At 51.0% G+C, this 24,929-nt stretch carries 42 protein-coding genes and 1 pseudogene; 6 read left to right on the top strand and 37 right to left on the bottom strand.

Features of this window, described 5'->3' with window-relative positions:
- Positions 1-317 precede the first annotated feature (317 nt).
- Positions 318-860: a gamma carbonic anhydrase family protein gene (locus OCH02_RS17120; protein WP_167796692.1), complete on the top strand. Its 543-nt coding sequence runs from the start codon at positions 318-320 to the stop codon at positions 858-860.
- A 37-nt stretch (positions 861-897) separates the two neighbouring features.
- Here the strand turns inward: OCH02_RS17120 and aroE are convergent, their stop codons facing one another.
- The 5 genes from aroE to dprA are packed head-to-tail and all read right to left on the bottom strand — an operon-like array spanning position 898 to position 4,442.
- Positions 898-1,716: a shikimate dehydrogenase gene (gene aroE, locus OCH02_RS17115; protein WP_261432200.1), complete on the bottom strand. Its 819-nt coding sequence runs from the start codon at positions 1,714-1,716 to the stop codon at positions 898-900.
- A gap of 11 nt (positions 1,717-1,727) precedes the next feature.
- A complete protein-coding gene (tsaC, locus tag OCH02_RS17110) occupies positions 1,728-2,297 on the bottom strand; it encodes an L-threonylcarbamoyladenylate synthase type 1 TsaC (protein ID WP_261432199.1) in 570 nt (189 codons plus the stop codon).
- 7 nt (positions 2,298-2,304) lie between these two features.
- A complete protein-coding gene (locus OCH02_RS17105) occupies positions 2,305-2,850 on the bottom strand; it encodes a type I DNA topoisomerase (protein ID WP_261432197.1) in 546 nt (181 codons plus the stop codon).
- Positions 2,851-2,875: 25 nt separating this feature from the next.
- Positions 2,876-3,349, bottom strand: coding sequence for a DUF494 family protein Smg (gene smg / locus OCH02_RS17100; protein ID WP_012147203.1), 474 nt, complete (start codon positions 3,347-3,349; stop codon positions 2,876-2,878).
- Positions 3,321-4,442: a DNA-protecting protein DprA gene (gene dprA / locus OCH02_RS17095; protein ID WP_261432196.1), complete on the bottom strand. Its 1,122-nt coding sequence runs from the start codon at positions 4,440-4,442 to the stop codon at positions 3,321-3,323. Before dprA ends, smg begins: the two co-directional genes overlap by 29 nt.
- Positions 4,443-4,575: 133 nt before the next feature.
- Here dprA and def point away from each other — a divergent pair, with 133 nt between their 5' ends.
- From def to mscL, 5 genes are all read left to right on the top strand, one after another.
- Positions 4,576-5,085 (top strand): peptide deformylase, encoded by a 510-nt coding sequence (gene def / locus OCH02_RS17090; RefSeq protein ID WP_012147205.1) that lies wholly within the window; start codon positions 4,576-4,578, stop codon positions 5,083-5,085.
- Positions 5,086-5,102: 17 nt separating this feature from the next.
- Positions 5,103-6,047 carry a methionyl-tRNA formyltransferase gene (fmt, locus tag OCH02_RS17085; RefSeq protein WP_261432195.1) on the top strand — a complete coding sequence of 315 codons (945 nt, stop codon included), beginning with the start codon at positions 5,103-5,105 and terminating at the stop codon, positions 6,045-6,047.
- A gap of 73 nt (positions 6,048-6,120) precedes the next feature.
- A complete protein-coding gene (gene rsmB, locus OCH02_RS17080; protein ID WP_261432194.1) occupies positions 6,121-7,410 on the top strand; it encodes a 16S rRNA (cytosine(967)-C(5))-methyltransferase RsmB in 1,290 nt (429 codons plus the stop codon).
- 77 nt (positions 7,411-7,487) lie between these two features.
- Positions 7,488-8,864 carry a Trk system potassium transporter TrkA gene (gene trkA, locus OCH02_RS17075; protein ID WP_261432193.1) on the top strand — a complete coding sequence of 459 codons (1,377 nt, stop codon included), beginning with the start codon at positions 7,488-7,490 and terminating at the stop codon, positions 8,862-8,864.
- A 140-nt stretch (positions 8,865-9,004) separates the two neighbouring features.
- Complete coding sequence (mscL, locus tag OCH02_RS17070; RefSeq protein WP_012147209.1) at positions 9,005-9,421, top strand: large-conductance mechanosensitive channel protein MscL; 417 nt, start codon at positions 9,005-9,007, stop codon at positions 9,419-9,421.
- A gap of 57 nt (positions 9,422-9,478) precedes the next feature.
- Here mscL and OCH02_RS17065 read toward each other — a convergent pair whose 3' ends face one another.
- The 32 genes and pseudogenes from OCH02_RS17065 to OCH02_RS16910 form a co-directional block, all read right to left on the bottom strand.
- Entirely contained in the window at positions 9,479-9,685 is a 207-nt protein-coding gene (locus OCH02_RS17065; protein ID WP_012147210.1) for an alternative ribosome-rescue factor A, read from the bottom strand.
- Between the two features lie 84 nt (positions 9,686-9,769).
- Positions 9,770-10,201 (bottom strand): Zn(2+)-responsive transcriptional regulator, encoded by a 432-nt coding sequence (zntR, locus tag OCH02_RS17060; RefSeq protein WP_261432192.1) that lies wholly within the window; start codon positions 10,199-10,201, stop codon positions 9,770-9,772.
- 5 nt (positions 10,202-10,206) lie between these two features.
- Positions 10,207-10,575, bottom strand: coding sequence for a DUF1992 domain-containing protein (locus tag OCH02_RS17055; RefSeq protein ID WP_261432191.1), 369 nt, complete (start codon positions 10,573-10,575; stop codon positions 10,207-10,209).
- A 147-nt stretch (positions 10,576-10,722) separates the two neighbouring features.
- Positions 10,723-11,112, bottom strand: a complete 390-nt coding sequence (gene rplQ, locus OCH02_RS17050; RefSeq protein ID WP_004929726.1) for a 50S ribosomal protein L17 — start codon at positions 11,110-11,112, stop codon at positions 10,723-10,725.
- Between the two features lie 40 nt (positions 11,113-11,152).
- Positions 11,153-12,142 carry a DNA-directed RNA polymerase subunit alpha gene (locus OCH02_RS17045; RefSeq protein ID WP_002919219.1) on the bottom strand — a complete coding sequence of 330 codons (990 nt, stop codon included), beginning with the start codon at positions 12,140-12,142 and terminating at the stop codon, positions 11,153-11,155.
- Positions 12,143-12,167: 25 nt separating this feature from the next.
- The gene (rpsD, locus tag OCH02_RS17040; RefSeq protein ID WP_012147212.1) at positions 12,168-12,788 is read right to left on the bottom strand and encodes a 30S ribosomal protein S4; all 621 of its coding nucleotides are present in this window, start codon (positions 12,786-12,788) and stop codon (positions 12,168-12,170) included.
- Positions 12,789-12,819: 31 nt separating this feature from the next.
- On the bottom strand, positions 12,820-13,209 hold the full coding sequence (rpsK, locus tag OCH02_RS17035) for a 30S ribosomal protein S11 (protein WP_004951128.1): 390 nt from the start codon (positions 13,207-13,209) through the stop codon (positions 12,820-12,822).
- A 16-nt stretch (positions 13,210-13,225) separates the two neighbouring features.
- On the bottom strand, positions 13,226-13,582 hold the full coding sequence (gene rpsM / locus OCH02_RS17030; RefSeq protein WP_012147213.1) for a 30S ribosomal protein S13: 357 nt from the start codon (positions 13,580-13,582) through the stop codon (positions 13,226-13,228).
- A 146-nt stretch (positions 13,583-13,728) separates the two neighbouring features.
- A complete protein-coding gene (gene rpmJ, locus OCH02_RS17025; RefSeq protein ID WP_002227352.1) occupies positions 13,729-13,845 on the bottom strand; it encodes a 50S ribosomal protein L36 in 117 nt (38 codons plus the stop codon).
- A gap of 32 nt (positions 13,846-13,877) precedes the next feature.
- Complete coding sequence (secY, locus tag OCH02_RS17020) at positions 13,878-15,209, bottom strand: preprotein translocase subunit SecY (RefSeq protein ID WP_004929740.1); 1,332 nt, start codon at positions 15,207-15,209, stop codon at positions 13,878-13,880.
- A gap of 7 nt (positions 15,210-15,216) precedes the next feature.
- Positions 15,217-15,651 (bottom strand): 50S ribosomal protein L15, encoded by a 435-nt coding sequence (gene rplO, locus OCH02_RS17015; protein ID WP_012147214.1) that lies wholly within the window; start codon positions 15,649-15,651, stop codon positions 15,217-15,219.
- A gap of 3 nt (positions 15,652-15,654) precedes the next feature.
- The gene (gene rpmD, locus OCH02_RS17010) at positions 15,655-15,834 is read right to left on the bottom strand and encodes a 50S ribosomal protein L30 (RefSeq protein ID WP_012147215.1); all 180 of its coding nucleotides are present in this window, start codon (positions 15,832-15,834) and stop codon (positions 15,655-15,657) included.
- Between the two features lie 2 nt (positions 15,835-15,836).
- Entirely contained in the window at positions 15,837-16,340 is a 504-nt protein-coding gene (gene rpsE, locus OCH02_RS17005) for a 30S ribosomal protein S5 (RefSeq protein WP_004951140.1), read from the bottom strand.
- A 14-nt stretch (positions 16,341-16,354) separates the two neighbouring features.
- Positions 16,355-16,708 (bottom strand): 50S ribosomal protein L18, encoded by a 354-nt coding sequence (gene rplR, locus OCH02_RS17000; RefSeq protein WP_037425856.1) that lies wholly within the window; start codon positions 16,706-16,708, stop codon positions 16,355-16,357.
- Between the two features lie 9 nt (positions 16,709-16,717).
- Positions 16,718-17,251 (bottom strand): 50S ribosomal protein L6, encoded by a 534-nt coding sequence (rplF, locus tag OCH02_RS16995; protein WP_012147217.1) that lies wholly within the window; start codon positions 17,249-17,251, stop codon positions 16,718-16,720.
- Positions 17,252-17,265: 14 nt separating this feature from the next.
- The gene (gene rpsH / locus OCH02_RS16990) at positions 17,266-17,658 is read right to left on the bottom strand and encodes a 30S ribosomal protein S8 (protein WP_004951149.1); all 393 of its coding nucleotides are present in this window, start codon (positions 17,656-17,658) and stop codon (positions 17,266-17,268) included.
- Between the two features lie 30 nt (positions 17,659-17,688).
- Positions 17,689-17,994, bottom strand: a complete 306-nt coding sequence (gene rpsN, locus OCH02_RS16985) for a 30S ribosomal protein S14 (RefSeq protein ID WP_012147218.1) — start codon at positions 17,992-17,994, stop codon at positions 17,689-17,691.
- Between the two features lie 13 nt (positions 17,995-18,007).
- Positions 18,008-18,547: a 50S ribosomal protein L5 gene (gene rplE, locus OCH02_RS16980; RefSeq protein ID WP_004951155.1), complete on the bottom strand. Its 540-nt coding sequence runs from the start codon at positions 18,545-18,547 to the stop codon at positions 18,008-18,010.
- A 14-nt stretch (positions 18,548-18,561) separates the two neighbouring features.
- Positions 18,562-18,876, bottom strand: a complete 315-nt coding sequence (gene rplX / locus OCH02_RS16975) for a 50S ribosomal protein L24 (protein WP_004951158.1) — start codon at positions 18,874-18,876, stop codon at positions 18,562-18,564.
- Positions 18,877-18,886: 10 nt separating this feature from the next.
- Positions 18,887-19,258: a 50S ribosomal protein L14 gene (gene rplN, locus OCH02_RS16970; protein ID WP_004951161.1), complete on the bottom strand. Its 372-nt coding sequence runs from the start codon at positions 19,256-19,258 to the stop codon at positions 18,887-18,889.
- 165 nt (positions 19,259-19,423) lie between these two features.
- Positions 19,424-19,678, bottom strand: coding sequence for a 30S ribosomal protein S17 (gene rpsQ, locus OCH02_RS16965; protein ID WP_012147219.1), 255 nt, complete (start codon positions 19,676-19,678; stop codon positions 19,424-19,426).
- Positions 19,679-19,870 carry a 50S ribosomal protein L29 gene (gene rpmC / locus OCH02_RS16960; RefSeq protein ID WP_004951169.1) on the bottom strand — a complete coding sequence of 64 codons (192 nt, stop codon included), beginning with the start codon at positions 19,868-19,870 and terminating at the stop codon, positions 19,679-19,681. It abuts the gene before it with no gap.
- Entirely contained in the window at positions 19,870-20,280 is a 411-nt protein-coding gene (rplP, locus tag OCH02_RS16955) for a 50S ribosomal protein L16 (protein ID WP_004951171.1), read from the bottom strand. Before rplP ends, rpmC begins: the two co-directional genes overlap by 1 nt.
- 12 nt (positions 20,281-20,292) lie before the next feature.
- Positions 20,293-20,991, bottom strand: a complete 699-nt coding sequence (gene rpsC, locus OCH02_RS16950; protein ID WP_012147220.1) for a 30S ribosomal protein S3 — start codon at positions 20,989-20,991, stop codon at positions 20,293-20,295.
- Positions 20,992-21,008: 17 nt separating this feature from the next.
- Positions 21,009-21,341, bottom strand: a complete 333-nt coding sequence (rplV, locus tag OCH02_RS16945; RefSeq protein WP_004391423.1) for a 50S ribosomal protein L22 — start codon at positions 21,339-21,341, stop codon at positions 21,009-21,011.
- Positions 21,342-21,355: 14 nt separating this feature from the next.
- The gene (rpsS, locus tag OCH02_RS16940) at positions 21,356-21,634 is read right to left on the bottom strand and encodes a 30S ribosomal protein S19 (RefSeq protein WP_004929772.1); all 279 of its coding nucleotides are present in this window, start codon (positions 21,632-21,634) and stop codon (positions 21,356-21,358) included.
- Positions 21,635-21,648: 14 nt separating this feature from the next.
- A complete protein-coding gene (gene rplB / locus OCH02_RS16935; RefSeq protein ID WP_012147221.1) occupies positions 21,649-22,473 on the bottom strand; it encodes a 50S ribosomal protein L2 in 825 nt (274 codons plus the stop codon).
- An 18-nt stretch (positions 22,474-22,491) separates the two neighbouring features.
- Entirely contained in the window at positions 22,492-22,794 is a 303-nt protein-coding gene (gene rplW, locus OCH02_RS16930; RefSeq protein ID WP_012147222.1) for a 50S ribosomal protein L23, read from the bottom strand.
- Positions 22,791-23,396: a 50S ribosomal protein L4 gene (rplD, locus tag OCH02_RS16925; RefSeq protein WP_012147223.1), complete on the bottom strand. Its 606-nt coding sequence runs from the start codon at positions 23,394-23,396 to the stop codon at positions 22,791-22,793. Before rplD ends, rplW begins: the two co-directional genes overlap by 4 nt.
- 10 nt (positions 23,397-23,406) lie before the next feature.
- Positions 23,407-24,036 (bottom strand): 50S ribosomal protein L3, encoded by a 630-nt coding sequence (gene rplC, locus OCH02_RS16920; RefSeq protein WP_012147224.1) that lies wholly within the window; start codon positions 24,034-24,036, stop codon positions 23,407-23,409.
- 32 nt (positions 24,037-24,068) lie between these two features.
- Positions 24,069-24,380: a 30S ribosomal protein S10 gene (gene rpsJ / locus OCH02_RS16915; protein WP_001181005.1), complete on the bottom strand. Its 312-nt coding sequence runs from the start codon at positions 24,378-24,380 to the stop codon at positions 24,069-24,071.
- A 407-nt stretch (positions 24,381-24,787) separates the two neighbouring features.
- Positions 24,788-24,898 (bottom strand): annotated as a pseudogene (locus tag OCH02_RS16910) (bacterioferritin); the annotation flags it as partial.
- Between the last annotated feature and the right edge of the window lie 31 nt (positions 24,899-24,929).

The following is a 24,929-nucleotide window of genomic DNA, read 5'->3' as shown; positions in this document are numbered from 1 at the left end:
CTCGAGGTGGCGTATATTACGCTTTCCTCTTTCAGAGTCAACCCCTAAATTTCAGGATTTTTTCTCTTCGAACCCCGGAGACTCTGTGAAGTTGTTCACATGTTCCGTGTCGATGGAGGCGCATTATAGGGATCCGAATTTTTTGCACAACCCCTTTCTTGATCTTTTCTTACTGTTTGCACACTTTTCAGCCCCTTCGAGTGGATCTTGCGCGATCAGGGCCGTTTTCCGCAGGATCCGCCACTTCAGTTGGTTGTAATTCCACCGCCAACGTCTAGTATTGCCGGTAAATATGATCCCGATGCGAGGCTATTACCATGTCTGATGCAGTACGTTCTTATCTTCATTACTCTCCTAAACTGGGCCTGCGCGTCATGATCGACCCTTCCAGTGTGGTGATCGGTAACGTTGAGCTGGCCGATGACGTCAGTATCTGGCCGTTGGTTGCCATCCGCGGAGATGTGAACGCAGTAAAAATTGGTGCACGCAGCAATATTCAGGATGGCAGCGTGTTGCACGTAACCCATAAGTCTGAACATAACCCTGAGGGTTACCCATTGCTGATCGGTGAAGACGTTACCGTTGGACACAAGGCGATGTTGCATGGCTGCGCCATCGGCAATCGGGTGCTGGTAGGTATGGGATCGATCCTGTTGGATGGTGCAGTAATAGAAGATGATGTGATGATTGGTGCCGGCAGCCTGGTTGCACCGGGCAAACGCCTGGAGAGTGGCTATCTCTATATGGGTAGCCCGGCACGCCAGGTTCGCCCACTGACCGCTGCGGAACGGGAAGGATTGCTTTACTCTTCTACTAACTATGTACGTTGGAAAGACGAATACCTGTCAGAAGATATCTGACTGGCGCCCGTTCCCGCACAAAGGAACGGGCTCAGGGTTACACTGCCAGTTCGTGACGCAGCTGGCGTAATACCGGTTCGATCTCCGGCAACACACCATGCCACAGCAGAAACGCATGCGCGGCCTGCCCCACCAGCATCCCTAAACCGTCGGCATATTCTGTGACGCCCTGTTGCTGCGCCCAAGCCAGAAACGGGGTTAATCCCTGCTGATAAAACATGTCATAACAACGCGTATGGCCATTAACCGTACCAACCGGTAGCGCCGGGATGTCACCACTGATACCGGATGCCGTAGCGTTAATCACTAAATCAAACTGCTGTTGAGCAAGTTGAGCCAGGGGTAACGCGGATATCTCACCCAGATGCTGAAATACCTGCGCCAGTGTCTGCGCACGGCTAAAAGTACGGTTGGTGATCACCACTTCACAACCAAAAGACAGTAACGGCAAGATCGCGCCACGTGCCGCCCCCCCCGCCCCCACCAGCAGAATACGATCCTTGGGTTGGATCAACGCCTGACGTTCAAGATCGGTCAGCAGGCCGATCCCATCAGTGTTGTCACCCAGTAATCCACCGTCTGGCAGTATCTTCAAGGTATTTACCGCACCGGCCAGCGAGGCTCGTTGACTCAGTTCGGTCGCCGCTTCATAAGCATTTTCTTTAAAAGGAACCGTGACGTTCGCTCCCTTGCCACCAGCCTGAATGAACGTCTGCAGAGTGGTTTCGAAACCATCCAGTGGCGCCAGCACAGTTCCATAGGGATGTTCTATACCTGTTTGCGCGGCAAATAGCGCATGAATACGCGGTGACTTGCTGTGGCCGATAGGGTTACCGAATACTGCAAACTTCTCCATGCACGTTACCTCTAGCCTTGACGGATCAGCTCACCGGTCAGGACATCTCTGATTTCGGAAGGATTAAGACGGCCACCGACGCTGCCGGCCAGCACCGGGAAAGCGGCACCAAACTGCTGCTGAACTTCATCGGCACTACGGCAAGGTGCTTGCCCGCTGAGGTTGGCGCTGGTCGATACCAGCGGTTTGCCAAACTGCCGACAAAGTTGCTGTACCAACGGATGATCGCTAACGCGTACCGCCAATGAATTGAAACGGCCGGTCAGCAAACGCGACGTGTCCGTCCGAGCAGGGATCACCCAGGTCACCGGCCCCGGCCAACTGGCAAACATTGTGGCGCGTTGCTGTTCGTTCAACGTGGTGTCATCTATATAAGGTGTTAACTGCGCGTAATCGGCCGCAATCAGTATCAATCCCTTTTCCCAGGGGCGCTGTTTCAGTGCCAATAAGGCATTAACCGCCTGCTCGCTGTCAGGATCGCAACCCAGGCCAAACACTGCCTCGGTCGGATAAGCAATGACCTGTTGATTATACAGTGCGTCAATAATTGGCGTGAAGATGGCTGTGGATTCTGAGCTCATGATGTCATTATTCTGTGGTTACTACGGGTTTCCCGCAAAGTTTACTGGCACAGCAAAGGGTTAGACCTTTCGCCGTGCGCTTTTCCATCAGCAACGGGTAGTGGCAGTACTCACACTCCCCGGCAACGGGTTTAAAATTGAGAACGAACTGACATTCAGGGTAGCGATCGCAGGAGTGGAACACCTTGCCATAGCGCGATTTCCGCTGCAGCAGTTTGCCCTGCTCACACTGAGGACAGCTGATACTGGTTTCGTCAGGTTTATCGATAACCTCGGTGTGGTCGCACTCTGGATAGTTACTGCAAGCGATAAACATGCCGTAACGCCCCTGGCGCAAGGCCAGCGTCGCCTGGCATTTCGGACATTCCTGCCCATCCAGCATTTTGACGATATGGCCATCGGCCTGCGCTTTCAGCGGCCGGATATGTTGGCATTCAGGGTAACGGGTACAGCCGAGGAAGGGGCCGTGGCGACCACTGCGGATCACCAGCTCGGCCCCACATTCCGGACAGGGTTCATTTTGCCTGACGGCAAAAATCGCGGCTTTTGTCATAACTTCTTCTATGCATGTTATCGGCTCAGTGCAGATAACCTTCGTTTACTTCAAACAACAGTTCTTCCATTTGCTGATAGGCACTTTCATATCCGGGGATATTAAACAGCACCATCAGCACCACCCATTTCAGATCTTCGAGATCGAATTCCGTGTTATCCAAAGCCATAACACGATCGATAACCATTTCACGGGTTTCGAGGTTCAATACCTGAATCTGCTCCAGGAACAGGAGGAAACCACGGCAACTGGCATCCAAACGCACGCCTTCTTCTTCGGTGTAAATCCGCATTGCCAGCGGATCGGCATCCATAAAATACGGCGCATTTTCGCCTTCCTGCAGGTCGGCAAGTTTTTCAAGCCAATTCAATGCGTTGTAGATATCATCCCGATGAAACCCCGCCTGAGCGAGATCATCGGTCAGTTGATCCTGATCGACGCGCATCTCTGGTTCATTGTGGATATAAGTTTCAAACAAGTACATCAGTACGTCGAACATGGCCTGCCCTCCTTATTCGGACATAGCCGCCGGGTACAGCTGCGATCCACCCTGCTAACTCCAGATCGAGTAATTTGATTACCACCTCTGGCACAGGTTGGCCGGCACGTTCAGCGACGACGTCAACAGGTGTCACCTCATCTCCTACGTTAGCCAACACATCGGCAAATGGCAATTCAACTTCGGCCTCTGACGCACAAATAGTTGTATTTTCGTTCAGTGACAGCCAATGCAGCCCACTTCCCAGTTGTTCAGCGATCTCTTTCGGGCCGGTAACCAGATAGGCACCCTGTTGGATCAACCAATGTGTGCCCTCGCTCATCGGGTTGCCCAACGCCCCGGGTAAAGCGAAAACTTCACGTCCCTGCTCCAGCGCATAACGTGCGGTAATCAGCGTTCCGCTGCGCAAGGAGGCTTCAATCACCACCACACCCAGGCTCAATCCACTAATAATACGGTTACGACGAGGAAAATGGTCGGGCATCGGCAGGTCGGTAACCAGATATTCAGAGATCAACGCCCCGCCGTTCTCGACAATTCGTTCTGCCAGGCGGCGATGCCGGCGCGGATAGATGTTGTCCAAGCCGCTGCCCAATACAGCTACCGTTCCTCCTTCCGCCGCCAGTGCCGCGCGGTGGCAGATACTGTCAATGCCAAGCGCCAGCCCGCTGGTGATGGTAAACCCACAGTGCACTAACCCGGTGGCAAAGTAATTGGCCCAATGTTCACCGTAATGGCTGAACTGACGGCTACCCACCATGGCGATTTGCGGCTGCTGCGCAGCATCCGGGTTCCCCTTTACCAGAAGCAACAGCGGAGCATCGTCGATAGGGAGCAATCGCTCTGGATAGCCAACCTCACCGTAAACCCACATCAAATTGCCGGGCTGTTCCAGCCAGTTGAGAGTGGCCGCCAGATAGCGCGGATCTACCTGACGAAACTGAGCCTGCTGCCGATCATTCAACCCCAATTCCCGTAACAGTGGATAAGGATCTCCTCCAGTCGCCACCATCTGACGCATTATCTGGGCGGCATGCGCCGTCCCCAGCCCGGTAACCCCACGCATCCGTAAGCCGATTTCCTGTGCCTGCATCGCCTGTTCCCTCGCAGAAAATGGTGGTATTACCAATTCGAGCAATTGGTGCGCAATGCTGTCAATCAGGCTGGGAAATGTCTAGAATAGAAGCTAAACCTCGTTTATCACTCGGATACAGATCTCAAGATATATGTCAGTATTGCAGGTATTACATTACCCAGATGACCGGCTGCGCAAAGTCGCGGCCCCGGTAAAAGAAGTCAATGCGAATATCCAGCGCATCGTGGATGATATGTTTGAAACCATGTACGCAGAGGAAGGCATTGGCCTGGCTGCGACACAGGTGGATATCCATCAGCGCATTATCGTCATTGACGTTTCTGAGAACCGCGATCAGCGCCTGGTGCTGATCAACCCGGAACTGCTGGAAAAAAGCGGTGAAACCGGGATTGAGGAAGGCTGCCTTTCCATTCCTGAACAACGTGCTTTAGTCCCCCGCGCCGCCGCTGTGAAAATCAGAGCGCTGGACCGCGACGGCAAACCTTTTGAGCTGGAAGCCGACGACCTGTTAGCCATCTGTATCCAGCACGAGATGGATCACCTGGTAGGCAAGCTGTTCGTCGATTACCTGTCGCCACTCAAGCGCCAGCGTATCCGTCAGAAACTGGAAAAAATGGCCAAGCTTAACGCCCGCGCCTAACCGATCAGGAAATCAACGTGTCTGACTCTTTACGGATTATTTTCGCCGGAACTCCAGACTTCGCAGCGCGTCATCTTGACGCGCTGTTGTCATCTGGGCACCAGATTGTCGGGGTTTTCACTCAACCCGATCGCCCTGCGGGACGCGGCAATAAGCTGACACCCAGCCCAGTCAAAGTTCTGGCCGAGCAGCACCATTTACCGGTGTTTCAGCCCAAATCACTGCGTCCGGTAGAGAACCAGCACCTGGTTGCCGATCTCAACGCCGATGTCATGGTGGTAGTGGCTTATGGTTTGATCCTGCCCAAAGCGGTGTTGGATATGCCGCGACTCGGTTGCATCAACGTCCATGGTTCGCTGCTGCCTCGCTGGCGTGGTGCCGCACCGATCCAACGTTCACTGTGGGCCGGCGATCATGAAACTGGCGTTACCATCATGCAGATGGACGTGGGTTTGGACACCGGCGATATGATGCACAAGATTGCCTGCCCGATCGAAGCCGATGACACCAGCGCCAGCCTGTACGATAAACTGGCACAGCTCGGCCCACAGGGCATGCTGACTACGTTGCAACAGATGGCTGCAGGTACGGCGAAACGTGAAGTGCAAGATGAATCGCTGGTCACCTATGCCGAAAAACTGAGCAAAGAAGAAGCTCGCCTGGACTGGAACCTGTCCGCCGTGCAACTTGAACGCTGCGTTCGTGCCTTCAACCCGTGGCCCGTCAGTTATTTCACCATTGACGACCAACCGGTGAAAGTCTGGCAGGCAACGGTGTTGGTGCAAAACGCGGATGCAGAACCTGGCACCATCATCCATGCCGACAAGCATGGTATTCAGGTGGCGACCGCCGAGGGTATTCTTAACCTGACTCAACTGCAGCCGGCAGGCAAAAAACCCATGTCAGCTCAGGATTTGCTGAACTCACGTCGTGAATGGTTTACACCGGGTAACCGGTTATAAACCGCCCTCACTGCCCGGCCAATAATCGCCGGGCTGCTTCTTTCTTAATGCCGATCGTTATCAGCTTTAGCCTATGAAAAACAATTACAATCTCCGCAGCATCGCAGCCATTGCCATCGGCCAGGTGTTGGATCAGGGCCAGTCACTCAGTACTGTCCTGCCGTCACTGCAAAAAACCATTTCTGACAAGGATCGTGCTCTGCTGCAGGAGCTGTGTTTCGGCACCCTGCGCGTCTTGCCGCAGCTGGAATGGTGTATTCAACAATTAATGGCCAAGCCAATGACCGGCAAGCAGCGCACGCTGCACTATTTGTTGATGGTCGGCTTATACCAACTGCTGTATACCCGCATCCCCGCTCATGCGGTGCTGGCGGAAACCGTAGAAGGCGCAGTAGCGCTGAAGCGCCCGCAGCTTAAGGGCCTGATCAACGGCGTGTTGCGCCAGTTCCAACGCCAGCAGGAAGAATTACTGCAGCGCGCTGCCAATAATGACAGCCGCTATCTGCACCCGAGCTGGCTGTTGAAACGTATCCAGCAGGCCTATCCCTCACAGTGGGAGCAGGTCATCGATGCCAATAATCAGAAGCCGCCAATGTGGCTGCGCGTCAACCGTTTGCATCATACTCGCGAAGACTACTTGCAGTTAATGGAACAGGCTGGCATTGCCGCGGAACCGCATGCCGAATATCGCGATGCGGTACGCCTGCTGGCACCATGTGCCGTGACCGATCTGCCAGGCTTTGCCAACGGCTGGGTCACCGTGCAGGATGCCTCCGCGCAGGGCTGTGTCGATCTGCTGGATCCACAAGACGGGGAACAGATCCTCGATTTGTGCGCGGCTCCCGGTGGTAAAACTACCCATATTTTAGAGGCAGCTCCCAAAGCCCATGTGATGGCCGTCGATATCGATGAACAGCGACTGAGCCGGGTTAAAGAAAACCTGCAACGTCTGCGTTTACACGCCGAAGTAAAGCAAGGCGATGGCCGCACTCCGCAACAATGGTGCGGCGACAAGCAATTCGATCGCATTTTGCTGGATGCTCCTTGCTCTGCCACCGGTGTGATCCGCCGTCACCCAGATATTAAATGGTTGCGACGCGACCGTGATATCGCTGAACTGGCCGCACTGCAGGCCGAGATTATTGAGGCGATCTGGCCGCATCTCAAAAGTGGAGGAGTGATGGTGTACGCCACCTGCTCCATCTTGCCGGCAGAAAACGCTGAGCAGGTTAGCGGCTTCCTCCAGCGTCATGCCGATGCCCGCTTGGTTGAAACCGGCAATCAGCAGCAGCCTGGCCGACAGAATCTTCCGCATCCAGAGGATGGGGATGGCTTCTTTTACGCTAAGCTGATTAAAATGTAGCTATTCAGTATTCTGGGCGCGGCTGTTGCGCCCTTTCAGATAATCTTCAGCGGTTTCAGTGTGAAGCAGAGAAGCGAATGAAAATAATTATTCTTGGCGCGGGTCAGGTTGGCGGGACACTGGCAGAAAACCTGGTGGGCGAAAATAACGATATTACCGTCGTGGACACCGATTCCGGCCGCCTGCGTCAGTTACAGGATAAGTTCGACCTGCGGGTCGTTCAGGGCTACGGCTCTCATCCACGAGTACTCCGGGAAGCGGGGGCGGAAGATGCCGATATGCTGGTTGCCGTCACTAACTCAGACGAAACCAACATGATTGCCTGCCAGATTGCTTACTCGCTGTTTAATACACCTAACCGAATCGCCCGTATCCGTGCGCCAGAATATATCCGCGAGTCAGAGAAGCTGTTTCACCCAGAAGCGGTGCCCATTGATCACCTGATCTCACCAGAACAGCTGGTTATCGACTACATCTATAAATTGATTGAGTATCCGGGTGCGCTGCAGGTGGTCAACTTTGCAGAGGGGAAGGTCAGCATTGCCGCGGTAAAAGCCTACTACGGTGGCCCGTTGGTGGGTAATGCCTTGTCTTCAATGCGCGAGCATATGCCACACATTGATACCCGCGTCGCAGCTATCTTCCGTCAGGATAGACCGATTCGCCCGCAGGGCTCCACCATTATCGAGGCTGGCGATGAAGTGTTCTTTGTAGCTGCATCACAGCATATCCGTGCGGTAATGAGTGAGTTGCAACGACTGGAAAAGCCTTACAAGCGCATCATGATTGTTGGCGGTGGCAACGTCGGCGCAGGCCTGGCGCAAAGGTTGGAAAAATCTTACAACGTGAAGCTGATTGAACGTAATCAGCAACGTGCCGCAGAGCTGGCCGAACAACTGCATGACACCATCGTATTTTATGGCGATGCTTCTGACCAGGAGCTACTGGCAGAAGAACATGTTGATCAGGTGGATGTTTTTATCGCCATCACCAACGATGACGAAGCAAATATCATGTCCGCCATGCTCGCCAAACGTATGGGGGCCAAAAAGGTAATGGTGCTGATTCAGCGTCGTGCCTATGTTGATCTGGTACAAGGCAGCGTCATCGACATCGCAATTTCTCCACAACAAGCAACCATTTCAGCGCTGTTGGGCCATGTGCGGAAAGCAGATATCGTCAGCGTTTCCTCACTCCGTCGCGGTGTCGCGGAAGCCATCGAAGCCATTGCGCACGGCGACGAAAGTACCTCAAAAGTGGTCGGCCGCGCCGTTGAAAATATTAAATTGCCACCGGGTACTACTATTGGCGCCATTGTGCGCGGTGATGACGTTATTATTGCCAACGGCAACAGCAAAATCGAACAGGGCGATCACGTCATTATGTTTATAACCGATAAAAAGTTCGTTCCTGACGTTGAGCGGCTGTTCCAGCCAAGTCCTTTCTTCCTGTAGAACAAATGTAGTAATGAATGGTCTATAATTGCGAGGTTGTTCTCTGCCATAGAAAGAGATAAAACTTTTCGCTCCTTTTGTGGCAAAGGGAAATTGCTTTGTTAAACTTGAGTTATTAAATTCTGCAAGGGGTGCGTTCTATGAGTATGATGAAAGAGTTCCGCGAATTTGCTATGCGTGGCAACGTGGTTGACTTGGCAGTGGGTGTAATTATTGGTGCGGCGTTTGGTAAGATCGTATCGTCTTTCGTTGCAGATATCATCATGCCACCGCTTGGCTTGCTGATCGGTGGTGTTGATTTCAAACAATTCCACCTGGTATTACGCGAAGCTCAAGGTGCGGTTCCTGCAGTAGTGATGAACTACGGTTCATTCATCCAAACCATTTTCGATTTCGTGATTGTTGCCTTCGCTATTTTCCTGGCAATTAAATTAATGAATAAAGTACGCCGTAAACAGGAAGAAGCGCCAGCAGCGCCGCCTGCGCCAACTGCAGAAGAAAAACTGCTGACTGAAATTCGCGATTTACTGAGCCAACAGCAACAGCCAAAACTATAAATTAGTTTATCTGGGATTACTAAAAAGCCATCTTTCTCAGATGGCTTTTTTAATGCCTTAAAACCAGAAGGCCAGTGGTAAATTATCCTTTGATAGTTTACCACTGGCCTCCCAGTTACCGCCTTTTGCATGTTTGTCTTTACGCCGGTAGCTGCCTTTCCCTTTGGTGTTTTTCTCAATCCTTTGGCGGAATAACGGATCGTGCAACAGTGCCTCAATGGCATTGTCTTGTATCTGGCCTTTGGTATGACGGTATTTAGTCATGGTAATTCTCCTTGTTTATGTATGGAAATAAATCGGGGCGATAATACTGCTGCCCGTGTAAAAATTAAAGAGCCGCCAGCCCTTTCAGGCACCTTTTTTTGCTTTTTCATCACTGGCACCCTGTTCTAGCGCTTCCAAAATCGAGCAATAATTGCTGGTATGCGCGCTACCGCAGCAAGCATCGCTGAGGCGCTTTAGCGACTCACGCATCCGAGTCAGCTCTTTAAGCTTATTCTCTACTTCACTGAGCCGTGCATCGACGATCGACTTCGACTCCCGACAGGTATGATGTACAGGGTCAACCCGGATAGATAATAGTTCAGCAATGGTTTCCAATGTAAAACCGAGTTGTTTGGCATAACGGATAAAACGTAACCGCTGCAAGTCTTGCTGGCTATACAACCGATAACCGCCCTCGGTACGGATGTTATGATCCATCATTCCCTGCTTCTCGTAGTAACGCACGGTATCGGGCGTCACGTCAGCAAGCTTTGCCAGTTGGCCAATTTTAAGCATCACTCTTACTCCGGTGAAAGTTTTCCACTCAGTGCACGTTGATATTCACCATGCAAGAAATCGGTACTCATCCCTGCTTGTCGTAAACGATGTTCCAGCAGTGCCATCCGTTTGCCAAGTTCAATATAGTCCGGATGATCACTATCAATCACTTGCAGCAACCGAGCTACATTCAAAGCCTCTTTGCGATCTTCTAACTCAGCGGGTAAATAGCCGGCGTTTTTAAGCAAGCGAAAGCCAGTACGCAATTCAGCAGGCACGGCACTGTCATCGTCCAATACAAGTGGTTGGCCCTGACCAGGCAAATTATCCAGTTCACCTTTAGCCTGTGCATCAAGGATATGGCGCTCCGCCCATTGATCGAGTAACCACATGAGATACCCCCTCAATTGGTCTGATTAATAGCGTTAGCATAGCGGATAGGAACGGGGATCTTAAGTCTGGCGGGGAAAGAGCGCACTTTTAGCTGACGATAGACGTAAAAAAACCGGGCAAGCCCGGTTTTTTCACGCGTCCACAGATTACTCTGCAGTTGCTACTTCTGCTTGAGACTCAGCACGATCAACCAGCTCGATGTATGCCATCGGCGCGTTGTCGCCTGCGCGGAAGCCACACTTCAGAATGCGAGTGTAACCACCGGCACGGCTCGCGAAACGCGGGCCCAGCTCGTTAAACAGTTTTGCCACGATCTCGTTATCACGAGTACGGGCGAATGCCAGACGACGATTAGCTACGCTGTCGGTCTTGGCAAGAGTAATCAGCGGCTCAACAACGCGACGCAGCTCTTTTGCTTTTGGCAAGGTCGTCTTGATGATCTCATGACGAACCAAAGAGCCGGCCATGTTACGGAACATAGCCTGGCGATGGCTGCTGTTACGGTTCAGTTGACGACCACTCTTACGATGGCGCATGACCTTATCCTTCTCAGTAAAACCTTAACCTGTGATCCGGTTACTCGTCAGCAATGCTTGCCGGTGGCCAGTTTTCCAGGCGCATGCCCAGTGACAGTCCACGGGAGGCCAGCACGTCTTTAATCTCAGTAAGAGATTTTTTACCCAGGTTCGGCGTTTTCAGCAACTCAACCTCGGTACGCTGTACCAGATCACCGATGTAGTGGATAGCTTCTGCCTTAAGGCAGTTAGCAGAGCGGACAGTCAATTCCAGATCGTCAACAGGGCGCAGCAGAATCGGATCGAATTCTGGTTTCTCTTCTTTAACTTCTGGTTGACGAACATCACGTAAGTCAACAAAAGCTTCAAGTTGTTCAGCCAGGATGGTAGCCGCACGGCGGATCGCCTCTTCAGGATCGATCGTGCCATTGGTTTCCATTTCGATGACCAGCTTGTCCAGGTCAGTACGCTGTTCTACACGCGCTGCTTCAACATTGTAGGCAATACGCTCTACAGGGCTATAGCAGGCGTCAACCAACAGACGACCGATCGGGCGCTCATCTTCTTCCGAATGAATTCGGGCAGAAGCCGGCACATAACCACGACCACGTTGAACTTTGATACGCATGCTGATAGCAGCGTTTTCATCGGTCAGGTGGCAGATCACGTGCTGAGGCTTGACGATTTCGACATCACCATCATGGGTAATGTCGGCAGCGGTCACAGGGCCAATGCCAGATTTATTCAGGGTAAGGATAACTTCATCTTTCCCTTGAACTCTCACCGCCAGCCCTTTCAGGTTGAGCAGGATCTCCAGGATATCTTCCTGTACGCCTTCTTTGGTGCTGTACTCATGCAGTACACCATCAATCTCAACCTCGGTCACCGCGCAACCCGGCATAGACGAAAGCAGAATACGGCGCAGTGCATTGCCGAGAGTATGGCCAAAGCCACGCTCTAACGGCTCAAGGGTCACCTTGGCGTGCGTCGAACTGACTTGCTCGATATCTACCAGGCGCGGTTTTAGAAACTCTGTCACAGAACCCTGCATTGTGTCCTCTCTTTGGTACTAAGCCTTACTTGGAGTAAAGCTCGACGATCAGGTGTTCGTTAATGTCCGCAGACAGATCGGTACGTTCAGGCATACGCTTGAACACGCCTTCCATCTTAGCAGCATCAACTTCAAGCCAGGTCGGCTTTTCACGCTGCTCAGCCAGCTCCAGAGAAGCTTTAACACGAGATTGCTTTTTAGCCTTCTCGCGGATGCTGACTACGTCATTCGGAGATACCTGATAAGAAGCGATGTTAACAACGCGACCATTTACCATAATTGCTTTGTGGCTAACCAACTGACGTGACTCTGAACGAGTAGCGCCGAAGCCCATACGGTAAACAACGTTGTCCAAACGACCTTCCAGCAGTTGCAACAGGTTTGCACCGGTGTTGCCCTTCAGGCGTGCTGCTTCTTTGTAATAGTTACGGAATTGACGCTCCAGAACACCGTACATACGGCGAACTTTTTGCTTCTCACGTAACTGTACACCATAGTCAGACAGACGCGGTTTACGCGCACCGTGTTGACCAGGCGGTTGCTCAATTTTACACTTGGTATCGATCGCGCGAACGCCAGACTTCAGGAACAAGTCTGTGCCCTCACGGCGGCTAAGCTTGAGCTTAGGACCCAAATATCTTGCCATTTTCTTTCTCCAACAAACCTAAAAGCTTACGTTATACGCGGCGCTTTTTCGGCGGACGACAACCGTTGTGAGGGATAGGAGTCACATCAGTAATATTAGTGATGCGGAAACCAGCGGCGTTCAGAGCACGAATAGTTGATTCGCGGCCTGGACCCGGTCCCTTAACCATAACTTCCAGATTCTTAATACCGTATTCTTTTACTGCGTCAGCACAACGCTCGGCTGCAACCTGAGCTGCAAACGGAGTTGACTTACGAGAACCACGGAAACCAGAACCACCGGCAGTTGCCCAACCCAATGCATTACCCTGACGATCGGTAATAGTCACAATGGTGTTGTTGAAAGACGCATGGACATGAGCCACGCCGTCAGAGACTTGTTTTCTTACACGCTTACGTGTACGAACAGGTGCCTTTGCCATTATTCAATCACCCTGATTATTTCTTGATTGGTTTACGCGGACCCTTACGGGTACGTGCGTTGGTCTTAGTACGCTGACCGCGAACTGGCAGACCACGACGATGACGCAAACCACGGTAAGTACCAAGATCCATCAGACGCTTGATGCTCAGGGTAACTTCACGACGCAAATCACCTTCTACAGTGAATTTGGCGACTGCTTCACGCAGCTGTTCAATTTGCTCTTCAGACAGCTCACTGATCTTAACATGTTCAGCAATACCCGTAGACGCACAGATAGACTGTGAGCGGGTTTTACCGATTCCGAAGATCGACGTTAAGGCGATTACGGTATGTTTATGATCAGGAATGTTAATGCCTGCTATACGGGCCACTATGCACTCCTACTATTTTATACGGCAACACCATTCTGAAAAGCCCGTTTTCAGGATACTCAAATAATGTTGCAGCTACATACAAAAGATTGGCTGGCTAATCTAGCCAGCTCAACCCAACTTTGCAAGAAAAATATGCGAGATAATCAGCCTTGACGCTGTTTATGCTTCGGCTCGGCGCTGCAAATCACACGAACGACACCGTTACGCTTAACGATTTTGCAGTTACGACATAATTTCTTGACGGAAGCACGAACTTTCATTTTTACTCTCCGTAACTTCTCAAACGAACCTGTTAGCGGTTATAGCCTTTCAGGTTTGCTTTCTTCAATGCAGACTCGTACTGACTTGACATCATCAGAGTTTGCACTTGAGCCATAAAGTCCATGATGACGACAACCACGATCAGTAGCGAGGTACCACCAAAGTAAAATGGTACTTTCATTGCATCACGCATGAACTCCGGGATCAGGCAGATGAAAGTAATGTACATCGCGCCCACCAGGGTTAAACGCGTCATTACTTTATCGATATACTTCGCCGTTTGCTCTCCCGGACGAATTCCTGGTACGAAGGCACCGGACTTCTTCAGGTTATCTGCTGTCTCACGCGGGTTGAAAACCAACGCCGTGTAAAAGAAACAGAAGAAGATGATTGCAGACGCATAGAGTAACACATAAAGCGGTTGCCCTGGCTGCAAATACAGCGAAATCGTTGTCAGCCAGTTCCAACCGGTACCGCCCCCAAACCATGATGCAATCGTAGCTGGGAACAGAATAATGCTGGAAGCGAAGATTGCCGGGATAACCCCTGCCATGTTCACTTTCAACGGTAAGTGTGTGCTCTGTGCTGCATAAACACGACGACCTTGTTGACGTTTCGCATAGTTAACGACGATACGACGTTGACCACGTTCGATGAAAACAACGAAGAAGGTTACTGCAAACACCAATACTGCAACCAACAGCAACAGGAGGAAGTGCAGGTCGCCTTGCCGGGCTTGTTCGATAGTATGGGCCACAGCCGGCGGGAGTCCCGCTACAATACCTGCAAAGATAATGATCGAGATACCGTTACCGATACCACGTTCAGTAATCTGTTCACCCAGCCACATCAGGAACATTGTCCCGGTAACCAAGCTTACTACTGCAGTAAAGTAGAACGCAAAGCCTGGATTTAACACCAGACCTTGCATACCAGGCATATTCGGCAGACCGGTAGCAATACCGATCGACTGGAATATGGCCAACACCAGCGTACCGTAACGGGTGTACTGACTAATCTTGCGACGGCCAGCCTCCCCTTCTTTCTTGATTTCAGCTAACGCTGGATGAACCACCGTTAACAGCTGGATAATGATCGACGCCGAAATATACGGCATGATCCCCAGAGCAAAGATAGAAGCACGGCTGAGGGCACCACCAGAGAACATGTTAAACATTTCAATGATAGTGCCTCTCTGCTGCTCGAGCAATTTGGCAAGCACAGTGGCATCGATACCAGGAATCGGAATAAAAGAGCCGATACGGAAGACAATCAGCGCGCCGATTACAAACAAAAGTCTGCGCTTCAGCTCGCCGAGTCCGCCTTTAGCACTTTGAAAATCTAATCCTGGTTGCTTAGCCATCTGCTACTTATTCCTCAATTTTACCGCCAGCAGCTTCGATAGCAGCACGAGCGCCTTTGGTGACACGCAGACCACGCAGGGTAACCGGACGAGCGATTTCGCCAGAAAGCATAACTTTCGCGAACTCGATCTGGACACCAACAACGTTAGCGGCTTTCAGCGTGTTCAGGTCGATTACGTCGCCTTCAACAAGAGCCAGTTCAGACAGACGAACTTCTGCCGTGATCATAGCTTTGCGAGAGGTGAAGCCGAATTTCGGCAAACGACGATATAAAGGCATCTGACCACCTTCAAAACCACGACGTACGCCACCGCCAGAACGTGAGTTCTGACCTTTGTGACCACGACCAGCGGTTTTACCCAGGCCAGAACCAATACCACGACCTACACGCTTAGGCGCATGCTTGGCACCTTCAGCCGGAGACAGAGTATTTAAACGCATCTGTTACTCCTCAACCTTAACCATGTAGGAAACCAAGTTGACCATACCACGTACAGCAGGAGTATCCTCACGCTCTACAGTATGACCAATACGACGCAGACCTAAACCGAGCAAGGTTGCCTTGTGCTTTGGCAAACGGCCGATGCTGCTTTTTGTTTGAGTTACTTTAATAGTCTTTGCCATGGTTATTTCCCTAGAATTTCTTCGACGGACTTACCACGCTTAGCAGCGACCATTTCTGGGGATTTCATATCTTCCAAAGCAGCAATAGTTGCACGAACCACGTTGATCGGGTTAGTAGAACCATATGCTTTAGCTAATACGTTATGAACCCCTGCAACTTCCAGGACGGCGCGCATTGCACCACCGGCGATAATACCGGTACCTTCGGAAGCTGGTTGCATGAACACGCGAGAACCCGTGTGAGCACCTTTAACAGGGTGCTGCAGAGTACCGCTATTCAAAGCAACATTAATCATAGCGCGACGGGCTTTTTCCATCGCTTTCTGGATCGCTGCCGGAACTTCGCGTGCTTTGCCGTAGCCAAAACCAACGCGACCGTTACCATCACCAACTACTGTCAGTGCGGTAAAGCTGAAAATACGGCCACCTTTTACGGTTTTAGATACGCGGTTTACCGCGATCAGCTTTTCCTGCAGTTCGCCAGCTTGTTTTTCGATGTGAGCCATCTTAAACCTCTTCCTTAGAACTGAAGGCCAGCTTCACGGGCAGCATCTGCCAGTGCCTGGACTCGACCATGATATTGGAAACCGGAACGGTCAAAGGATACTTTAGAGATCCCTTTTTCCAACGCGCGCTCAGCCAGAGCTTTACCTACGGCTGCTGCTGCGTCTTTGTTGCCGGAATACTTCAATTGCTCTGTGATAGCTTTTTCTACAGTAGAAGCGGCTACCAGTACTTCAGAACCATTTGGAGCAATTACCTGTGCGTAAATGTGACGCGGGGTACGATGTACCACCAGGCGGGTTGCACCCAGTTCTTTGATCTTACGGCGTGCGCGGGTCGCACGACGGATACGAGCAGATTTCTTATCCATAGTGTTACCTTACTTCTTCTTAGCCTCTTTGGTACGCACGACTTCGTCGGCGTAACGGACACCCTTGCCTTTATAAGGCTCAGGACGGCGGTAGGCACGCAGATCTGCAGCAACCTGGCCAATAACTTGTTTATCAGCGCCTTTCAGCACGATTTCAGTTTGGCTTGGGCATTCAGCAGTAATACCTGCTGGCAGCTGGTGATCGACCGGGTGAGAGAAGCCTAAGGCTAAATTCACCACGTTGCCTTTAACAGCAGCACGATAACCAACACCTACCAGTTGAAGCTTCTTGGTGAAGCCTTCGGTAACACCAACAACCATTGCGTTCAACAGAGCGCGCGTAGTACCCGCTTGGGCCCATGCATTAGCAAAACCTTCGCGCGGGGCGAAAGTCAGTGCGTTAGCTTCTTGCTTCACTTCAACGGCGTTGTGGACAGTACGAGTCAGCTCGCCGTTCTTACCCTTAATCGAAATAACCTGACCGTTGAGTTTTACCTCTACGCCGGCAGGAATGACGACGGGTGCTTTTGCAACACGAGACATTCTTTCCTCCCGAATTAAGCTACGTAGCAGATAATCTCGCCACCAAGACCTGCTTGGCGAGCTGCACGATCGGTCATAACACCTTTAGAGGTAGAAATAACAGCAATACCCAAACCAGCCATAACTTTTGGCAGTGCATCTTTTTTCTTGTAGATGCGCAGACCAGGACGGCTGATTCGTTGAATGCTTTCTACCACTGCCTTACCCTGGAAGTACTTCAGTACCAGTTCCAGAACAGGCTTGGTGTCGCCTTCGATTTTGAAATCTTCAATAAAACCTTCTTCCTTCAGCAGGTTGGCAATTGCCACTTTCAGCTTGGAGGAAGGCATGGTGACCGCAACTTTGTTCGCGGCTTGACCGTTACGGATACGGGTCAGCATATCCGCGATCGGATCTTGCATGCTCATCTGTCTTTACTCCCGTGATTCAATTGGTAATTACCAGCTAGCCTTTTTCAAGCCTGGTACTTCACCGCGCATAGCGGCTTCACGTAACTTGATACGGCTCAACCCGAATTTGCCCACATAACCATGTGGACGGCCAGTTTGGCGGCAGCGTTTACGCTGACGAGACGGGCTGGAATCACGCGGCAGAGTTTGCAGCTTGAGAACAGCATCCCAACGATCTTCGTCGGAAGAGTTCACACCAGAAATGATAGCCTTCAGTTCCTCGCGTTTAGCGCGGTACTTTTCAGCCAGTTTCACGCGAACGACTTCGCGTGCTTTCATTGATTGCTTAGCCATCAGTAACCCTGCCTTACTTACGGAACGGGAAGTTAAAAGCAGCCAACAGCGCGCGGCCTTCATCATCAGATTTCGCAGTAGTGGTAATGGTAATATCCAAGCCACGAACGCGATCGACTTTGTCGTAGTCGATTTCTGGGAAGATGATTTGCTCACGCACACCCATGCTGTAGTTACCACGGCCATCGAATGACTTAGCGGACAAGCCACGGAAGTCACGGATACGTGGAACAGCAATGGAAATCAGTCGCTCAAAGAACTCCCACATGCGCTCGCCACGCAGAGTTACTTTACAGCCGATCGGATAGCCCTGGCGGATTTTGAAGCCTGCAACAGATTTGCGTGCTTTGGTGATGAACGGCTTTTGACCGGAGATTGCTGCCAGATCCGCTGCTGCATTATCCAGCAGTTTCTTGTCAGCGATCGCTTCACCAACACCCATATTCAGGGTGATCTTCTCGACCCGAGGGACTTGCATGACAGAGTTGTAATCAAACTGAGACATCAGTTGTTTGACTACCTCGTCTTTGTAGTAATCATGCAGTTTCGCCATCGTATTACTCCAAATTACTTGATAGTTTCGCTGTTAGATTTGAAGAAACGGACTTTTTTCCCGTCTTCGAATCTAAAGCCTACACGGTCAGCCTTACCGGTAGCCGCGTTGAAGAGAGCAATGTTAGAAACCTGAATTGCAGCTTCTTTTTCAACAATGCCACCTGGTTGGTTCAGGGCCGGAACCGGCTTCTGATGTTTCTTAACCAGGTTGATACCTTCAACAATGACCTTACCAGCAGACAGGACATTTTTTACTTTACCGCGTTTACCTTTGTCTTTCCCGGTAAGCACGATAATTTCGTCATCACGACGGATTTTCGCTGCCATGTTTCGCTCCTTAGAGTACTTCTGGTGCCAGAGAGATAATTTTCATGAACTTCTCATTACGCAGTTCACGAGTTACCGGCCCAAAAATACGCGTACCGATAGGTTGCTCGCTGTTATTGTTTAAAATAACGCATGCATTACCATCGAAGCGAATGACAGAACCGTCCGGGCGACGTACACCCTTCTTGGTGCGCACCACTACCGCCTTCAGCACATCGCCTTTCTTCACCTTACCGCGAGGAATTGCTTCCTTGATGGTAATTTTGATGACATCGCCAATGCCTGCGTAGCGACGGTGCGAGCCACCTAGAACCTTGATACACATTACGCGACGTGCACCGGAGTTGTCGGCCACGGTCAGCATAGTCTGTTCTTGGATCATGTTAGTGCTCCGCTAATGTCAACTACAACTTTAGGACCTATTACTAGATCGTTGAAAAGCCCCATAACCAAGGGCGCAGCATTATAACACCGCTTCCAGAGTATGGGTAGAAAAAATAAACGGCTCATTTTCTGAGCCGTTTATAAGTTAGAGCCAGCTACTCTATTACAGAATCGCTTTCTCTACAACGCGAACCAACGTCCAAGACTTAGTCTTAGACAGTGGACGGCATTCGCGGATTTCTACCACGTCACCGATACCACATTCGTTGTTCTCGTCATGTACGTGCAGCTTGGTCGTACGCTTGATGAATTTCCCGTAGATCGGGTGCTTCACCGTGCGCTCGATAGCAACAACCATGGATTTCTCCATTTTGTCACTAATAACACGACCCTGCAGAGTACGGTTAATATCAGTCATTTACACACCCGCCTTTTCAGTCAGTAAAGTCTTAACGCGTGCGACATTACGACGCACTTGTTTCAACAGGTGAGTTTGTTGCAGCTGGCCACTTGCCGCCTGCATGCGCAAGTTAAATTGCTCACGCAGCAGGTTGAGCAGCTCAGTGTTCAGCTCTTCAACGCTTTTTTCACGCAGCTCTTGTGCTTTCATTACATCACCGTCTTAGTTACAAAGGTGGTTTTGATCGGCAATTTAGCTGCAGCCAGCTTGAATGCCTCACGGGCGACCTCTTCTGGTACACCGTCCATTTCGTACAGGACTTTCCCAGGTTGGATCAGGGCAACCCAATATTCCACGTTACCCTTACCTTTACCCATACGCACTTCGAGCGGCTTCTCGGTAATTGGTTTGTCCGGGAATACACGGATCCAAATTTTACCTTGACGCTTAACTGCACGAGTCATTGCACGACGAGCTGCTTCGATTTGACGAGCAGTCAGACGGCCACGGCCAACAGCTTTCAGACCGAAAGTGCCGAAGCTAACATCCGTACCCTGCGCCAGACCACGGTTGCGGCCTTTGTGCATCTTACGGAATTTTGTACGCTTTGGTTGTAACATCAGCGACTCTCCTTACTTGCGGCCTTTACGCTGCTGCTTTTTAGGTTGAGCAGCCGGTTCCGGTTGTTCAACTGCAGCCATACCACCCAGGATCTCACCTTTGAAGATCCATACCTTAACGCCGATTACACCGTAAGTGGTGTGCGCTTCAGATGTGTTGTAATCGATATCCGCACGCAGTGTATGCAACGGAACACGACCTTCACGGTACCATTCGGTACGCGCGATTTCAGCACCGCCAAGGCGGCCGCTTACTTCAACTTTGATACCTTTAGCGCCAAGACGCATTGCGTTCTGTACAGCACGCTTCATAGCACGACGGAACATAACGCGACGTTCCAACTGTGAAGTGATGCTGTCAGCAACCAATTTAGCGTCAAGTTCCGGTTTACGGACTTCGGCGATGTTAATTTGCGCAGGAACGCCAGCGATGTTCGCTACGACCTTACGCAGTTTTTCGACATCTTCACCTTTCTTGCCGATAACGATGCCTGGACGAGCAGTGTGAATAGTCACACGGATGCTCTTCGCAGGACGCTCGATAACGATGCGAGAAACGGAAGCTTTCGCCAGTTCCTTAATCAGGAATTGACGAACTTTAAAGTCGCTGTCCAGGTTGTCAGCGAACTCTTTGGTATTCGCATACCAAGTAGAGTTCCAAGGTTTGACAATACCCAGGCGAATACCATTAGGATGTACTTTCTGACCCATTGCTAGTCTCCAGAGTCTCAGCGATCGGACACAACCACAGTAATGTGGCTGGTGCGCTTCAGGATGCGATCTGCACGACCTTTTGCACGCGGCATAATGCGCTTCATGCTTGGGCCTTCGTCTACGAAGATTTTCGTGACTTTCAGATCATCGATGTCAGCGCCATCGTTGTGTTCTGCGTTAGCAATGGCAGACTCCAGCACTTTCTTAACCAGACCAGCAGCTTTCTTGTTGGTGTAGGCCAGAGTTTCCAGAGCTTGCGACACTTTCTTACCGCGGATCAGGTCTGCAACAAGGCGGACCTTCTGTGCAGAAGAACGAGCGTGGCGATGTTTAGCGATAGTTTCCATCTCTTCCTCCTACCTTAGCGCTTTTTAGCTTTTTTATCAGCCGCATGGCCGCGATAAGTGCGAGTCGGCGCGAATTCACCCAGTTTGTGACCGACCATTTCATCGGAAACGAACACTGGTACGTGCTGACGACCATTATGGACAGCGATGGTCAAACCGATCATGTTAGGAAAGATCGTTGAACGACGGGACCAAGTGCGCAAAGGCTTCTTGTCACCGCTTTCCACCGCTTTCTCTACCTTCTTCAGCAAGTGCAGGTCAATAAAAGGACCTTTCTTGAGAGAACGTGGCATGGCTTATCCTCTAATTATTTTTTGCTACGGCGACGTACGATGAACTTATCAGTACGCTTGTTGCTGCGGGTTTTCTTACCTTTGGTCTGAACGCCCCAAGGTGTTACTGGGTGTTTACCAAAGTTTTTACCCTCACCACCACCGTGCGGGTGATCTACCGGGTTCATCGCCGTACCGCGAACGGTAGGACGAATACCACGCCAACGTGCAGCACCTGCTTTACCCAGAACGCGAAGCATATGTTCAGCGTTACCGACTTCACCCAAGGTGGCGCGGCAATCAACTGGAACTTTACGCATTTCGCCTGAGCGCAGACGCAGAGTTACGTAGGAACCATCACGTGCAACGATCTGAACGTAGGCACCAGCAGAGCGAGCGATTTGACCGCCTTTACCTGGTTTCATTTCTACGTTATGAACCGTTGAACCCACTGGGATGTTGCGCATTGGCAGGGCGTTACCTACCTTGATTGCAGCATCAACGCCAGATTGGATCTGGTCACCAGCTTTCAGACCTTTCGGCGCCAGGATATAACGGCGTTCGCCGTCTTTGTACAGAACCAGCGCGATGTTCGCGGAACGGTTCGGATCGTACTCCAGACGCTCAACCACTGCAGCCACACCGTCTTTGTTGCGTTTGAAGTCAACCAGACGATAATGTTGCTTGTGGCCACCACCGATATGACGGGTGGTGATACGGCCATTGTTGTTACGGCCACCGCTTTTGCTCAGTTTCTCAAGCAGCGGGGCATGAGGTTTACCCTTGTGCAGCTCAGGGTTAACCACTTTAACAACGTGGCGACGACCCGGAGATGTAGGTTTACATTTAACAATTGCCATTGTTCTTACTCCTCCGACTTACTCTGCGCCGCCGATGAAGTCCAGATTCTGGCCTTCTTTCAGGGTGACGTAAGCTTTTTTCCAGTCGCTACGACGACCAACACGCTGACCGTGACGCTTCACTTTCCCTTTAACTACCAGGGTGTTAACGTCTTCGACTTCGACTTCAAACAGTTTCTGCACTGCAGCTTTAATTTCTGCTTTGGTCGCGTCTTTGGCAACTTTGAGAACGATGGTGTTAGTTTTTTCCATCGCAGCGGATGCTTTTTCAGATACGTGCGGTGCACGCAGCACTTTCAGCAGACGTTCTTCACGGATCATGCCAGCATCTCCTCAACTTGCTTCACAGCATCAGCAGTCATAACCACTTTGTCGAAGGCGATCAGGCTAACCGGGTCGATACCTGCTACATCGCGCACGTCAACCTTGTACAGGTTACGAGCAGCCAGGAACAGATTCTCATCCAGTTCGCCGGTTACGATCAGCACATCTTCCAGAGCCATATCTTTCAGTTTCTGTGCCAGCAGCTTAGTTTTAGGCGCTTCTACAGAGAACTTCTCGACAATGATCAGACGATCTTGACGTACCAGTTCGGACAGGATGCTTTTCAGCGCGCCGCGGTACATCTTTTTGTTTACTTTCTGACTGTGGTCCTGAGGCTTCGCAGCAAAGGTCACGCCACCTGAACGCCAGATCGGGCTCTTTACAGAACCTGAACGCGCACGGCCGGTACCTTTCTGGCGCCACGGTTTTTTACCGGAACCAGTTACTTCAGCACGGGTCTTCTGAGCACGAGTACCTTGACGGGCACCTGCTGCATAAGCAACAACAACCTGGTGTACCAGCGCTTCGTTAAAGTCACGACCGAAGGTAGTTTCGGAAACAGTCAGCGCGCTTTGCGCGTCTTTCAATACTAATTCCATTGCTATCCCCTTACGCCTTCACAGCTGGTTTAACGATCAGGTTGCCACCGGTTGCGCCCGGTACAGCACCCTTAACCAGCAGCAGGTTGCGCTCAGCGTCAACACGTACTACGTCCAGGCTTTGAACGGTTACACGCTCGTCACCCAGGTGGCCAGCCATTTTCTTGCCTTTGAACACTTTGCCCGGAGTCTGGTTCTGACCGATAGAACCCGGAACGCGGTGAGACAAGGAGTTACCGTGGGTAGCGTCTTGGGTACGGAAGTTCCAGCGCTTTACAGTGCCAGCAAAACCTTTACCTTTAGAAGTACCGGTAACATCGACTTTTTTAACTTCAGCGAAGATTTCTACGCTGATGTTTTGACCTGCAGTAAATTCTTCACCTTCAGCAGTGCGGAATTCCCACAGACCACGGCCAGCTTCAACGCCAGCTTTAGCGAAATGGCCCGCTTCCGGCTTGGTTACGCGGTTAGCTTTTTTGCTACCGGTAGTAACCTGCACAGCACGGTACCCGTCGTTAGCCAGGTCTTTGACCTGAGTCACGCGGTTCGCTTCAATTTCAATCACGGTTACTGGGATAGAAACGCCATCTTCAGTGAAGATACGAGTCATACCCAATTTCTTACCGACTAAACCAATCATTGTTTCAACCTCTCAATCGCTCAATGACCTGATTAACCCAGGCTGATCTGCACGTCTACACCAGCAGCCAGATCCAGACGCATCAGAGCATCAACGGTTTTCTCGGTTGGCTCAACGATGTCAACCAGACGCTTGTGAGTGCGAATTTCGTACTGATCACGCGCGTCTTTGTTAACGTGCGGAGAGATCAGAACGGTAAAGCGCTCTTTGCGAGTTGGCAGCGGGATCGGACCACGGACTTGCGCACCAGTGCGCTTAGCAGTCTCGACGATTTCCGCGGTTGATTGATCGATAAGACGATGATCAAACGCTTTCAGGCGGATACGGATTCTTTGGTTCTGCATGAGACCAGAGCTCCAATTATTTATAAACGTAAATAATTACTCCTCACACCCATTTCGATTGATGGGGGAGTGTAATCGTCAACATATAACCCCCATATCGGGAGTATTGTTCGAAGGGCAAAACGAGCTTGCCTATCGACTGATTCGCTAAAATCAGGCTTACCAAGATTAGGTAAGCCCGCGCATTATACGCAAAACAGAGCGAGAAGCAAGGCGCAGATGGAAATATGCTCAGGATATCGACATTTAATACAGTTTTAGGTCTTAGATGACGATTCGGTAAGCTGGGAGCATTCGCATGCGAGGAAATTAGATGGAACCTTGAGGCTGCTCCCCTTCCCTGCCGGAGATAATACATGCCGGCAGGGCAGCATCGGTGTTAAGTGGGAGAAACAGGTTTTACATTGCTAAAGTTGGGCTTGTGCGTAGTTCTGAATACCCAGGCGGTCGATCAAATCAAGTTCAGTCTCCAGCCAGTCGATATGCTCTTCCTCATCTGCCAGGATCTCTATCTGAATAGACCCGGGTTTTATAGACACTTTTTTGCCT

Origin of the sequence: Serratia quinivorans (assembly GCF_946227985.1) — a bacterium.
In the GTDB taxonomy this organism is placed as follows: domain Bacteria; phylum Pseudomonadota; class Gammaproteobacteria; order Enterobacterales; family Enterobacteriaceae; genus Serratia; species Serratia quinivorans_A.
This window is presented reverse-complemented; position numbering and strand designations above follow the sequence as displayed.